Source organism: Pectinatus frisingensis, assembly GCF_014076555.1.
GTDB lineage: Bacteria > Bacillota > Negativicutes > Selenomonadales > Selenomonadaceae > Pectinatus > Pectinatus frisingensis.
Genome location: NZ_CP045424.1, coordinates 794701 through 809252, shown reverse-complemented (window position 1 = coordinate 809252; position 14552 = coordinate 794701). Strand labels below are relative to the sequence as shown.

The 14552-nt window shown below is 35.6% G+C and carries 12 protein-coding genes; all 12 read right to left on the bottom strand.

Features of this window, described 5'->3' with window-relative positions; all coding sequences use genetic code 11:
- Window positions 1-15: 15 nt before the first annotated feature.
- Window positions 16-2352: a glycosyltransferase family 2 protein gene (locus F8M42_RS03905; RefSeq protein WP_182188055.1), complete on the bottom strand. Its 2337-nt coding sequence runs from the start codon at window positions 2350-2352 to the stop codon at window positions 16-18.
- Window positions 2346-5183 carry a glycosyltransferase family 2 protein gene (locus F8M42_RS03900; protein ID WP_182188054.1) on the bottom strand — a complete coding sequence of 946 codons (2838 nt, stop codon included), beginning with the start codon at window positions 5181-5183 and terminating at the stop codon, window positions 2346-2348. Before F8M42_RS03900 ends, F8M42_RS03905 begins: the two co-directional genes overlap by 7 nt.
- Window positions 5184-5316: 133 nt before the next feature.
- Entirely contained in the window at window positions 5317-6663 is a 1347-nt protein-coding gene (locus tag F8M42_RS03895) for a flagellin N-terminal helical domain-containing protein (RefSeq protein WP_182188053.1), read from the bottom strand.
- Window positions 6664-6811: 148 nt separating this feature from the next.
- Window positions 6812-7150, bottom strand: a complete 339-nt coding sequence (locus F8M42_RS03890) for a hypothetical protein (protein WP_182188052.1) — start codon at window positions 7148-7150, stop codon at window positions 6812-6814.
- Between the two features lie 160 nt (window positions 7151-7310).
- On the bottom strand, window positions 7311-7694 hold the full coding sequence (gene fliS, locus F8M42_RS03885) for a flagellar export chaperone FliS (protein WP_182188051.1): 384 nt from the start codon (window positions 7692-7694) through the stop codon (window positions 7311-7313).
- Between the two features lie 28 nt (window positions 7695-7722).
- Complete coding sequence (fliD, locus tag F8M42_RS03880) at window positions 7723-9570, bottom strand: flagellar filament capping protein FliD (protein ID WP_182188050.1); 1848 nt, start codon at window positions 9568-9570, stop codon at window positions 7723-7725.
- A gap of 18 nt (window positions 9571-9588) precedes the next feature.
- Window positions 9589-9987, bottom strand: coding sequence for a flagellar protein FlaG (locus tag F8M42_RS03875; RefSeq protein WP_182188049.1), 399 nt, complete (start codon window positions 9985-9987; stop codon window positions 9589-9591).
- A gap of 55 nt (window positions 9988-10042) precedes the next feature.
- Window positions 10043-10282, bottom strand: a complete 240-nt coding sequence (gene csrA / locus F8M42_RS03870) for a carbon storage regulator CsrA (RefSeq protein WP_182188048.1) — start codon at window positions 10280-10282, stop codon at window positions 10043-10045.
- The gene (gene fliW / locus F8M42_RS03865) at window positions 10282-10734 is read right to left on the bottom strand and encodes a flagellar assembly protein FliW (RefSeq protein ID WP_182188047.1); all 453 of its coding nucleotides are present in this window, start codon (window positions 10732-10734) and stop codon (window positions 10282-10284) included. Before fliW ends, csrA begins: the two co-directional genes overlap by 1 nt.
- Window positions 10735-10748: 14 nt before the next feature.
- The gene (locus F8M42_RS03860; RefSeq protein ID WP_182188046.1) at window positions 10749-11309 is read right to left on the bottom strand and encodes a DUF6470 family protein; all 561 of its coding nucleotides are present in this window, start codon (window positions 11307-11309) and stop codon (window positions 10749-10751) included.
- A 36-nt stretch (window positions 11310-11345) separates the two neighbouring features.
- Window positions 11346-12806 (bottom strand): flagellin N-terminal helical domain-containing protein, encoded by a 1461-nt coding sequence (locus tag F8M42_RS03855; RefSeq protein WP_182188045.1) that lies wholly within the window; start codon window positions 12804-12806, stop codon window positions 11346-11348.
- A gap of 7 nt (window positions 12807-12813) precedes the next feature.
- Window positions 12814-14538, bottom strand: coding sequence for a flagellar hook-associated protein FlgK (gene flgK, locus F8M42_RS03850; protein ID WP_182188044.1), 1725 nt, complete (start codon window positions 14536-14538; stop codon window positions 12814-12816).
- Window positions 14539-14552 lie beyond the last annotated feature (14 nt).

Genomic DNA, 14552 nt, shown 5'->3' with positions numbered 1-14552 from the left:
AGCTTTATTTAAAAATTAGTTAAAGTGCTCAATAGCTCTATCCAGTATTTTTCTATATGCATCTGGTAAGATCGCATATATTTGCTGATATTTCTTAGTACTGTTATCAGTTAAAATTTCAAGCATTAATGTTTTATAATTTTTTTCCAGCTCAATTACTAACATATCATTCATCTCTGTATACTTCTCTTTTGCCAGCAAATCATATTCTATGGAAATATCAGATAAATATTTTTTCTGTGCCACATTGCTATAATATAAAAACACTGCTCCCAAGGAATAATTTCCTAACATTTTTAATAAGAATTTTATATTTTCTTCCTCTGTTCCATATATTTTATTTAAAATTCTAATTATTACTCCCAAATTTCTTTTTTTTATATTTTCATAAAGTTTTTTAAAGGAATTTATATTATACTTATTTTCTTTTAATGATTTAATATAATAATTTATAGCATCAGGGATATTATTTTTTATTTGTGCTAAAATTCCTGCCGTCTCATAAAAAGTAGTGAGTAATCGTGGCATCGCTGATGATGTAACTGGTTTTTCTCCCATATGCCAGAGTCTAAAAGTTTTACTTAAACATTTTTCCGCCTCAACATAATACGCTTTTTTTATTAAAAACCGGCTTTTCATAAATAAAAAATCTGGTATATCAGGAAATTTATTTATAGCTAAATCCAGAGCAGTTATAACCTCATCATCTGAGTGGTTAGTTAAAATCAAAGCATCGACCTGACGCATATATATATTAGTTTCCGCCCCAATCATGTTTAATCCACTAGCAATAAATTTTTTAGCATAATAAAGTGTTTTTTCATAATTCTGCATCCCATAATAACAATCTGCCAAGTACGCATAATACTTAGGTTTCTCGCCATTTTCAGCTATTTCTTTATTCAAAAGAATTAAATTTCTCTTTGCCTTTTCCTGCATTACCGATGACGAATAGCCTGTGTGATATATATTTATATTATCTTTTAATATAGTTAATTTTATATTTTTCCCATTTTCCCCCTGCAATGACTCATGTATTTTTCCCTCATATCTCATATCGGAAGAATTACGAAAAACGCGTAATTGATAAAAACTACCAATAAATTCATTATTTCTATCGGCATCAATATTAATTAATTTGCAAACTATTGCATCAATATTTAGATCCAAATCATGTTTTTTTATATAATTTACAATTTTTTTCCCATCTTCTTCAGGAAAATATTCATCAGCATCAAGAAAAATTATCCATTTACCATTTGCTTTATCAATAGCAAAATTTTTAGCTGCCGCAAAGTCGTCACACCATTTAAATTTGTATACTATTGCGCCTTCTTTTTTTGCAATATCGCAAGTTTTATCAGTTGATCCAGTATCAACGACAATAATTTCATCAACTACCGGTTTAATATGCTCCAAATATGTAATAATATTTTTTTCTTCATTTTTTACAATTACACAAGCCGACAAAAACACTTTCTTCTTCTCATTCTTAAAATAATATATATCATCCATTAATTTTTTCTTTTCTGCTGTCAATTTAACATATAAATCTTTTTTATTATATCTATTCAGTACTGTCAATATGTCTTTTTCTTCTTTACCTGACAAACGCATTGCTGAAATGAGTGTTAAATAAATCTGCTCTTCTCCGCCTATTACTTTCAACCCTGATTCAATAAATTTTTCCGCATAAATAATTGCCTTATCAAAATTGCCTAATCCATAGTAACAATCAGCTAATGCGGAGTAATATCGTGGATTTTCTCCATTATTCTTTATATCTTCGTTGATTATTTTCAGATTACGTTGTAATTTACTTGTAATATTTTCTGAAAAATAACCTGTATGATAAATTTCTACATCAGGCATCACGGCTATATCAGTGATTTCTTTATTATCATAAAACAATTGTTCATGAACTTTTCCTTGGTAACACAACTTATGGTCATTTCTAAATCCTCTAACTACATATACAGTATCTTTATTTTCCCTATGTTCATTAATATTAGTTAATCTACACATGAAAATTTTTGTATTTTGGGGTATTCCAGCAATATTTTTTTTAATTTTATCCTTAGAAGTATTAACAAAATACTCATCAGCATCAAGGAATAATATCCAATTCCCACTTGCCCTGCTTATAGCAAAATTTTTAGCATCAGCAAAATCATCATGCCAAGGATATTGGTAAAATTTCATTCTTAGTGATTTTAATATATTTAAGGTATTATCTGTAGATCCTGTATCCACAATAACAATTTCATCAACTATTGGTCTAATATGTTTTAAATATGTGATAATATTTTTTTCTTCATTTTTTATAATTACACATGCAGTCAATTTCACCATTTTCCCGATCTCCTGTCATTAATCCATGTTAAATATGCAGAAGACTCATCAATATTATAATTGGCATCTAAAGCCTGCCTGAAGAAAAGCTCAGCGTCGTTAAATTTATTATTATAATAAGCACATTTCCCCATTTTAAATATATATTCTATATTACTGCCAGATTGTTCTTTTATTATTGCAGGCAATAATAGATTTAAATATTGCCATTTTTCTAATTCACATAATTTATCTGCTATCTGACAACGTTTATTTAATGCAAATTTTCCCCCAAGAGTGATATATTTTTTTAATACTTCATCATTGGTGTGCGAAACAACTATTGGTAACAATGCTGCATATGCCTCAAAATCGCTTTCTTCTATATTCATTTTATTATAATATCCACTTAAGCATCGCCAAATACTCTCTGGTAATATACTATGATATTTTTCTGGTAATTCTCTCATAAGTAATAAAGAAATAACCAATAATTGAACTTTTTCTACCACTTGCATTAATAACTTATCAAAAGTAACATCTTTATTTTTCTCATTCATAAATATATTCCACAGCCTCCAATTTTCCGAGTAAATACCAAACTCATTAAATAATACTTTGTTATAATAAATAAATAATTTTTCTGCACCTGAATAAAATGATTGTCGGCAAACAAATAACCTGTCTTTTACGTTTTTGCCATAATATTGTCCCAAACATTTAACAGCATCTTTTATAGCTATCTCCTGTAAACACTTACACATAATCCGTAAAGCTTTATAATTATATTTGTCAATTAGTAAAGCTTTATTTGCAAAATGGAACGCTTGTTTTCTATTATTTTCATGTAAATATATTTGAGATAAATATCTATATACTTCTGGCAATACAGCCGTGAAATTATCCGATGATAATTCTCTCTCTTTTTTATAAATAATCAGCGATTTTTCAAAAGCTCTTTTAGCTGCCCCATAATGTTTATTAACAAAACTTAATGCTGCACATTGTGCCGTAAATTCGGGATAATTAGGAAATTTTCTATAGGCTTTTTTTATAACTGCAAAAATATCTTGATAATAATATTTTTCTTTGATCATCGAATCAATCAAATTAAAATAAACATCATTTTCATTGCCCAATGAATATATCTTACTTTCCAAATGTTTTTCATAATACCTGATTGCCTTTTTATAATCTAATAAAGCATAATAACAATCACCTAAATATCTGAAATAATATTTATTTTCTCCATCTTTTTTGATAGATTCTTGCAAAATTTTTAAATTTCTCCTAACCTTCTCCAAATATATATTTTGGGAATATCCAGTATGGTATATTACAATATCTTTTCTTTGAATAATATTTAGCCTTATTTTATCCGCCCTAAGCTGTTCATGAATTTTCCCTTGGTAATATATACCCTGATAGTTACGAAATATTCGTATCTGCATAAAACGATTTATTTCATTCTTATTATTATCCATGTCAATATTAATCATCCTGCATGAAACAGCATTAACAGATTGATCAACTAATTGAAGAAGTTTATTTCTAATATTTACATTATCAGAAAAATATTCATCGGCATCAAGAAAAACTATCCACTCTCCCCTGGCTTTATTCAAAGCAAAATTTTTAGCAGCAGCAAAATCATTACACCATTGAAAATAATAAACAGAAACATTTTTTTCATTTAAAATATTAACAGTATTATCTGTTGAACCTGTATCTACAACAATAATTTCGTCACTAAGTTGTTGTACCGAATTAAACCATCTTTTTATATCTCTTTCATTATTTTTAACAATAATACATGCAGATATAAATATTCTATCTCTCTTTTTCAATTTCTTGTAATAATATTTATCTATTTGTTCTAAATATTTTTTCACTTTAGGTAAATCGGCAGCAAAATATGTTTCTTGAATGCCGTTATAAGTCTCGAATTTTTTAATGGCTTTTACAAAGCACCGACCTGCATATATATAATTTTTTTTCTGCCAATATAACCAGCCAGCAAATGCATAAAAATCAGCCATATCAGGAAATTTCTTAATTGCCTTGAATACCAGCGGTAAAATTTTCTCAATGGGTTTATGTAATAATATCATTATATTTATATAATTGCGCCATATACCACTTTCACCATTAAATACTTTATATTGTTTTTGATATAAATATCTTTCAATATATTCCAATGCTTTACAAAGATCACCTAAGACATAATAACACTCTGCAATATAATGCACTGGAATAATTTCATTTTCAGCATAAGATTTTGTCAACAAAATTTCGAGATTGCGTCTGGCCTTATCCTTTATAAGATTACCGGAATATCCTGTATGATATATAACAAGGTTATTATTCTTAATCACTTGTGGTAATTTATCACAATTAAACAACTGTTCATGTATTTTTCCCTTGTAACGTAAATCTTCAATGTTACGAAAAATACATAAATCATAGAAACGACTGATTTCTTCATAATTTTCTTTATCAAAGTTAATTTTCAAGCATAAGCAGGCATTTACTTCCTGATGAAGATAACTTATTCGGTCAATCTCCGAGCGAAGATTTGCTATGGAATTTTCACTAAAATACTCATCTGCATCCAGAAATAGAATCCACTCTCCGCAAGCCTTATCTATTACAAAATTTTTTGCAGCGGCAAAGTCATTCTGCCATTTATAATAATAAAGTTTCACCGGTAATGTTTTTAAAATGGCTATCGTTCCATCCGTAGATCCGGTATCCACAACTATTTGTTCATCGCTGCAGTCTTTTACAGAATTGTACCATCTCTTTATATTTTTTTCTTCATTTTTAACTATGACACAAGCTGATATATACATATATCCCCCACTGCCTATTAATATCCATCTTAATTTTTATCTATTCAACTTTTAATTAAGCAGATAAAAATTAAGACGGATGTTAAAATTAACATCCGTCTTAATAAGTCCGTCAAAGGACAACCGGCAAACATTATTGCAACAACTGCAGTATGTTCTGACTACCCGAGTTAGCCTGAGCAAGCATTGCCTGTGAAGCCTGCATCAGAATATTGTTCTTCGTGTATTCAGTCATTTCCTGAGCCATATTAGCATCAGTAATGGTTGATTCAGAAGCCTGTACATTCTGACTGGCCGTTGTCAAGTTATCCTGTGTATAATCTAAGCGGCTTTCCACAGAACCGATCTGGGTCTGTTCTTTAAGAGCTTTTTGTACTGCATTGTCAAGAACGTTAACAGCAGCATTAGCATTACTACGTGTGCTGACATCAAGATTTTGTACACTGCCATCAGCAGAGACACCTTGAAGTCCAAGTGCACGAGCACGCATATCTCCAAGACCTACACGGATAGATTGATTAGCTTTAGTGCCAACCTGCAGGGTAATCGAATTATCATTTGATTTATCCTGCGCATTAATCTGTTCATTCCAAGCATCAAGTACACTATTAACTGATTTTTTAACATTACCATCTGTACCAGTTATGCTGATAGTAAAACCTGATATATTTCCGCCAACTCCTGCCTTAGTCGAAGCAACCGACAATACGCTTGAACCATCTGCCGTATATACGGATACACCTTGTGCATTTAGACCGATAAAACTATTAGCATCCATGCCAGTTAAATAATTGGCATCTCCAAAACCAGTCACAGATGCACCATCTGCTTGTGAAGACGCATTGAAAATTGACTGCAAGGTAGCACCACTGGCGCTAAAGCTTGTTGTCATAGTCTTACCGTTACTCACATAAGATATAGTAACCTGATCTGCGCCAAGAATATTAAGAGAATTGCCATTACGATCTAGTAAAGCTGTTAAGCTGGAAGAAAATGCTGTACCTGTTGATAAACTTTCATTAGTGTATGTGACAGTTGCAGCTGTACCTTTTTGATTCATTGAACCATCAACCAGCAACTTGCCATTATACGTTACATTAGCATTATCGTTAATCTGGTCAACTGCCTGGTTCAGATAATCCTGAATAGTATCACGATCATATGTGGTATTGGTATCATTGGCAGCATCAAGAACTTTTTCCTTCAACGTTTTCAAGATATCGACTGTTGAAGAAACAGTACCTTCTGCTGTCTTTAACATATTCTGACCATTTGCTGCATTTTCATTATCCTGGTTCAGTGAACGAATCTGAGTCTGCATGCGCTGAGAAATAGCATATCCTGCCGGATCATCGGCAGCGCTGTTGATTTTCTGACCAGATGATACCTTCTGCAGACTAGCTGCCAAATTTTTGTTGTTTTTACTCATTATATTCAGCGTGTTAAGTGCTGACATATTATTTTTTACTACTAAAGCCATGAGAAATTCCTCCCTGATAATTTAATTTGTTCCGCTCATCCTGAACGGTATATATAATTAAAAATTATACAGCCGCCGATCGCTCGGCTTATATAATTTCCAACCTCAATAATACTATCGTGTCATTTTAATTCAAACTTAATAGCTTTTATAGTTTTTCGTTAAAAAAATTTCCTGACAAAGACATCGCTGCATCATAAGAATGTACCTTATTATTTAAATTGCGATGACTTATCAGCCAGGACTGCGCCAGAGCACGAATTCTGACATTAAGCGGATTGATCTGCCTGATCAATGCCTTACCGGCTTCCGTTTTATGATAAGTTTTATTATTAAGCTGCTCTAGTTGTTTCTGCAGTTCCAAACGCTGATCCAAAAGGCTGAGAAACATATCCGTATCATTTTTCTTGATAAAACGATACATCTCCGTCGTCACCATATAAAACTTCTTCCATAAAACTTCTGCTTTTGCATCACTGTTTTCCATAATATACTCCAACTTCATTCATTATATAACCTATTTTGTCAAGTTGCAATACTAAAAACAAACTATTTCGTGATAAAATCAACAGTATCCTCACGTTTTTCTACGACGATAACTGCGCATATACCGATAATGTCCACTGAAATATCAATAACTATATATCTTACTCGGTCTGATGCGCCTTTTTCATCGCCTGAGCCCAAGTATCCCGTAACTGCAATACCAGTTTTTTTGCTTCTTCCAATTTATCGGCATCATTTTTCATATTGCCTTCTATCAGAATGCGATATATATAGTTATAAATAGGATACAACTGTTTAGCTATATCATATTCCATATTAAGTGATGACATAAGTTCTATTATTATATTCTGTGCACGAATCAGGACTTTATTGGACTTTATACAGTCTTCTTCACCGATATGTTTGATTCCTTCATTAATGAACTTTACAGCCCCATTATAGAGCATCAGTGTGAGCATCTCCGGACTAGCCGTCAAAATCTGCTGCCTTTTATATGCTTCAGCAGTATAAGAAGCATTTTGCATCTACATAATCTCCTTGTGCCTATCCTTTTTAGCTGCTATAACTGGATATAAAGCTATATTGTGAATTTAAATTTGATATGGCCGTTTCCATAGCATCAAATTGGCTATATAAACTATCCTGGTAATTATTCATTGCATCCTGAAAATCACTTAACTGCTTCTTTAAATCAGTTATCTTATCGCCCCAATAGCTTTGATCAGAATAGTTGCTTGAATCAGTAGTACCAGCATCTTCCAATAATCCTGTAGCATTACTTCCCAGTGATCCACTGCCAATTGCTGTTGACAGCGCCGTATTCAACCTTTTAACCACTCCATATGTAGAGCTGTCATTTTTATCATAATCCGGATTATCAAAAACTTTATACACTGCCTCAGGATCGCTGGCCAGTGCTTTTTGCAGAGTGCTTGTATCCAAAGTCAGCATACCGCTCGAATCCTGATTCCAATCGGCTGATACAGTAATACCCAGGCTGGCCAAACTGGTATAGCTGCCGCTTAGCCCAGATATTTTTGTATTGACCGCCGAACGCATGCTGTCAATCAAGTCAGATAATGCAGGATCCTTGTATAAAAGTCCTGTTTTAGCTTTTGTTTCCCACTGGGTTATCTGGTCCGTCGTCATAGTTTTCTTTTCAGCATCGGTCAGGGGCTGATAATTGCTATCAGGACTTGTATATGCATCATTTTTCAAGCTGGTCAGCAGCGCATTATAATCAGTGACAAACTGCTGGACATTTTTTACGACAGTATCCGTGTCATTGCCTATTGTGACCGTCGCTGTTTTGCCAACAGCATTGGCAGAGACAAGATTATATGTTACCCCGTCCACGCTGATCTGAGTTCCTGTGACTTTGTCATAGGTCTTGCCATCGATCGTAACACTGCCGTTTGTACCGGCAATAGCAGTACTGCTGTCTGCGGTATTTATACTGCCTACATCAGCCGGCGTATCATCAAAACCTGTTGGGCTGGCTGACGAACCAGCATTAATAGCGCTTCCCAGTGTATTGCTGGCAGCATTATAAACCCCTAAATTAAGCGCAGATAAAAGCTTACGGGTATTATCATTACTGCTGGATGTAACATTCTCTCCGGTAAGGTTATTGGTCACCGTATCCACGGTCAGATCGACCATATTACCCGTCCCGCCGGCTTTATTATAAATACTGAAGGAATCATTCACAGAATCGTACTGGCCTGATATATTGGTCCCGCTGTTACTTATATCATTGCCCAAATCATTCAACGTAGACTCAGCCAAATCTCTGTAAGTATAGGAAATCGTTTTATAGTTCTTTGTCTGAGTACTATTGTCTGTATTAGTCACATTTGTACCGTCACGGACAGTGAAACTGACAGCTGTCTCATCCATCTGCGATCCGGTCAAGGTGACATTTTGCCCATTCAGCGTAAAAGTAAGGGTATCTTTTGCTGCTGTATCGGCAGTAGATGATGTAAGCTTTACATTTGACATTCCTATAATGTCAGATAGTTTAATACTTGTCGAATCAGATGTATTTCTTGTCACTGTACCGGTACTCTTCAAATATGCATTTGACGCCAGGCTGTTTACCGATACCTGATGGGAAAGCGAAGCCGCAGCACCACCGGCTGTCGCTGTTACGACACTGGTATCTGAACTTGATGCCGTTTTAGGATCCATACCGCTGGACAGAGCATACTTATAAAGGGTATTATTTTGAAAATCAATGAGTTTCTTATACCATGTATTATATGCATCTTTCATCCATTCAGCCTTTTGTTCTTTTTTATAAATGGAATCATACTGCGTCTGTTTCCCCTTCATTGCCTGGGTGACAAGTGAATCAATATCCAGTCCCGATGCCAGACCATATATACCATTTACTCCCATAATAGTCATCTCCTGTTATCATATTTCTTTGTCCAAAAATTTTCCGACCCATTCTTTAGTCCGAACAAGGGCATTCATGATTTCCTCAGGGGGAAATGATTTAATCGTCTTATTGGTATTAATATCAACCATTTTCACTCCCAAGCGATCCAATTGTTTATACCAGACAAATTCAAGCTGAAGATTCATGTCCTTTGTCATTTTATTGAGCTTCTCGGTCATACTTTTCACACTTTCGTCAGATAAATTATCTGACGCTGATTTTTCACTGCCAGCTGCCGCAGCATTTTTCGGTAAAGTATTTCCCGCTGTCATATCAGAAGAGCCACTTGCTGCCGGTTCACTTAGACTCAAGGAATTATCATTTTTCTCCACTTGACCATTAGATAAATTGATATTCGATAAATTATTAATCATGATTACTCCCTCCCTGAAGAATCCTGCTGTCCTTAATTACAAATTTATCCCAATTTCAATCTTTTTTATCATCCTTTGACGGCATTAATTGATTCAAATCTATATTGTCAGGCTGTGTCGCTGATTTTTTATTTTCTTCGATTATTGCTTCATAAATCTCTCCACGATATATTTTTATATTCCGTGGAGCATCTATTGCCATACGGACATTAGCACCCTGTACATCTGAAATATGGATGACGATATCGTCGCCTATCGTTATATATTGACCCGGATGACGCGTAAGTACTAACATTATTCATCATCCTCCACATTTTTTTTCTCTACCAACAAATGTTTAGTAGTATAATTTGTATTTTCTAAAATCAACTGCAGCCCCTCATAATTACTCTGGTTTATTATAATTGGTGCTAAAAGATTCGCCGTTGTCATTTTTATATCTTTATTTGGTATTGTCAAAAGCGAAAAAATCAATATGTCTTCCCGTTTTTTTATCTGAAGTTCATTCATTACATCATCGTTTACAACAAACTCATAGTCATTAAAAAACATAAATGGATTTACCATCAAAAAAGCCAGCCGTGCTGTACTCATTGACTGAAGAAACAAAAACGGACTTTCTTCACTATAGGGAATAATAACAAATTCATGTTCATCTTCAAAAGATGGTATACCATGAGAAAATTTTATTATTTTAGTCTCATCAATCTTTATATTACCGAATCTAACGGTACTAATGCTTCTCACATTTACTGCCTCCACTAAGCATAGATGCTATATTTATTTCCGGTGGTCCACATCTTTACCGATGAATAACTATTTACAGATATGTCCACACTGGCCGGGCTATAATCAAGATGATATTTTCCAGGGACAGATTCAATCATATCACTGCCGGGATCAATTACCCCTTTGATTTCAGAAGGGGTAACTGTTATTTTGGCAGATGGCATTGAAGCTATTTTAAACTGCTTTTGCTCAGGGAGCAGATGCTGACGTTCAACATTGATGATGGCATTGCTTCTAGCTCCCTTTTTCATAACTTCACGGGCTTCTTTCATCGTCTGGGCAATGTTGTCAGCGAGTTTTTGTTCCCCCTCCGCACCATATTTTTGTGCCCATCTGGTATTCGTATACAGTCCCAGCGCTTCTCTGCATGCTGATGAATCTATTTTTACCTCCACCGAAGTGACTACTAACTTGTTTTGCGGCTGTATATATTCCCCCTTACCACTGGGCTGTCCAAAACTTGCATCTGCTTTCCCCCAATCCGTATGCATCTGTGATGCAAAATCTGTCGTCCTGATATTTAAAGTAAGCATATTCATCGTTCCTTCGTAATACTAAAAGTGTCGATATCAACTTAAATAATCTGCTATTGTTCCAGGAAGTACATTTTTACTTATGGCCAGTGATATATTGTATATTGTCTGGGCAGTCAACAATTTAGTAGCGACCTCAGCCACATTTATACCATTCACATCAGTTATATTACCCTGTATAACAGTGTTTTGATCATTTAAAGTGGTGACAGCCGCGCTATATGCCGAGCTTCTGGAAGCCAGACCCGTCTGAGCCTCACTAAGATAGTTAGACGCGTTGTTGGCAAGGGTGATGCCATCGCTTGACAACCAGTTTTGATTGCCGCTATCCATCTCTGCCACGACGGTAAGCATATCATTTAATGTAGCCGTGCCATGTGATGCACCGAAAATATCGCTGTCGCCAAACATATCGCTGCCGGTAACATTAACACTGTCACGTGTTGTATCGACGCCACCGTTTAATTTTACCATAGATATCTTATTATCGTCACCGGCATAACTGACTACATATTGTTCAACGGTGTTAAAAGAAAATGTCGTACTCGTTCCGCTGACTGACAGCCCCGTTGTCTGCAATGCCTTTCCGGCATCGGTAATTGCCCCGTTGGTAGTATTAAAATATTTATTTATAAAATCCTTACGCACATTTGTCGTAAGACTTTCATAAGTTCCTTCGTCAGTATATGTCGTGGCATTTAAATTTCCCGCAGCCAAATCGGCAGCAGTTTTCGGCAGATCCGCTAAGGTAGAATTACTGGTCAAAGTAATTCGTCCCACTGCATCATCAGCCGTCACGCTGGTCTGCCCGGCGCTTATTTTATCTTTATACCCACTTTGGACAAAATCCTTACTGAAAACATATCCTGTGCTGGGATCCAGATAATAATCATTACCGTCACTGCCCTTAAGGCTCAACATTTGATCCATTCCATTGACTTGTGTTCCGCCGTCAACTTTTGTAGTGACCCCGCCTATGCTCACAGTTTTGCCAAAAAATGCCGATTGATTTTCATCGAGTGTCTTTGTAAGGCCGCGCTGGACCTTATCGGTTGACATAGTAAACGGCTGTGTCTTATCCGACTGCCCCGAAAACAGATATCTGCCACCTTGATCACTATTAGCCTGGCTGACTGTTTCCTGTAATATGCTGAGCAATTGTGTAGCTGTCGAACTGCCGTCAAATGTTTGATTAGTTCCATTTGCCGCCTGATTGGTCTGCTCTATAAAAGTTTTAAATTGCTGATATATATTAGTAAGTGCATTATCACTGGCCGTCATCCACGATACAGCTGATTGGGCGTTCGAAGTATATTGACTATTTTCTACATCATCTGTTGTATAGCTGAGATATTTAGCATAATCCACCGGATCATCAGACGGACGATTGAGTTTTTGCTGTGTAGAATTCTGCTCCACGTACTTAGCCTGGGTTGCATAATTACCATTAACAGCATTTATATAATTATTAATCATCATTGCACTGCTTACACGCATCTAATCATCACCTTCCTACTTCACCTGTACTGTTTATTAATTTATCAAGCATCTGATCCATCGTTGTGAGTACTCTGGTACAAGCAGAGTATCCCTGCTGAAATTTTATCATATTAGTAAGTTCTTCATTCCAGTTGACACCAGAAACTGATTGCCGTGCATTATCCAGCTGTGTAAGGGTAGATGTTGTCTTCGTAACATAATCATCGACATTACTAGAATCATCTCCCAGTTTCGCCATTGAATTATCATAATAATCATTTAATGATAAGTTTTCTGTTGAGCTGAATTTCGTCGCATTTCCGCTTGAATCCAACATTCCTGCGGCTGTTTTTATCGTACTGGTTATTTTAGCATTGGAAAGCGATGTACTAAATAAACTGCTTAAAAGCACTGCATTGGAACCGTCGGCAATACCCGCGGTCCCATTTTTAGCCGGTATCCTGTTAGCATAGGTCACCTGATTGCCATTCGCATCAGTGTAGTATGTGTTACCATTAGCATCAGTCGTCGTATTGGCCCCTTTGGCAGCAATATAATCCGTTCCTCCGTCACCGGTTATTTTACTATTGACCGTCAGTTCATTAATTATATTGATACCGCGCAGCTTCTCCGTTGTACCGCTGCTGTCAGTTTTTTCTACGCAGGCTGACTCATAGCCTTCCGATGCACTGCTTTTTTCATCAGCCCATTGATATGAGTTCTGCGTTTCACCAAAGAAATTTAAATCTGTCGTCCCATTCCCGTTATTGGCACCATCTATCCCATAGCCTTCTTTATGCTGGGCATTAAATGTCGTAAGAAAAAACGCCGAATAATCGGCCAATTTATCCATATAAGATTTATCGGTCGCCACATTATCCTGTATTCCTTTGATTTCACCGTCACTAGGATTAAAGATAGCGCCGGTATCTTTAAAAGTCAGTGTATAATCAGTGATGCCATAATCTGAATTATTTTCAGCCTGCAAAGCCAGATCAGTGCTGCTCCCCTCATCTACCATATTACTGCCATCACAGCTGATGGTATATGCTCCGTTGCTTTTTTCTGAAACGTTAACTTTTAAATATTTGGAAAGATTATCCACCAATTCATCACGTTGATCCCGCAGATCATTTGCCGAACCACCATTTGCCTCAAGCTGTACAATGTTTTTGTTAAGAGCTGCAATCTGTGACGTTATCGTATTAACACTATTGACATCAGATTGCAGCTGCCCATAATTTGTAGAAATCTGCGACTGCATATCCGATGCCATCGTCTTTATTTTATCAGCCATAGTAACAGCCGTATCGCGAACACTTATTCTATTTGCCGGCGTACTGGCTGCAGTACCCAGTTTCTGCCATGCCGACCAAAAACTATTTATAGAACTTTTCAAACCGACGTCGGTACTGTTAACTTCAGAATCATTAAAAACATTTTCAACCACTGTATAATTATTTTGACACTGTGTGTAGTAAGAATTTGTGGCATTTTCTTTCCAATAATTCTTATCGGCAAATATGTCCCGGGCCCTCGTTATAGAAGCAGCTGTCACTCCACTGCCCACATAGCCTGTTCCATAGAGAGTATTTTGTGTCAAGGGTGCTGTCGCAACCAAATTCACACTTTGCCGGGAATAGCCTTCAGTACTATCATTGCTTAAATTCTGTCCAACAGTATCCAGTCCCAGCTGATGTGCCTGGAGTCCACTAAATACTGTATTCAATCCAGAAAATGTTGTCCGCATTTTGCCTCTCCTTT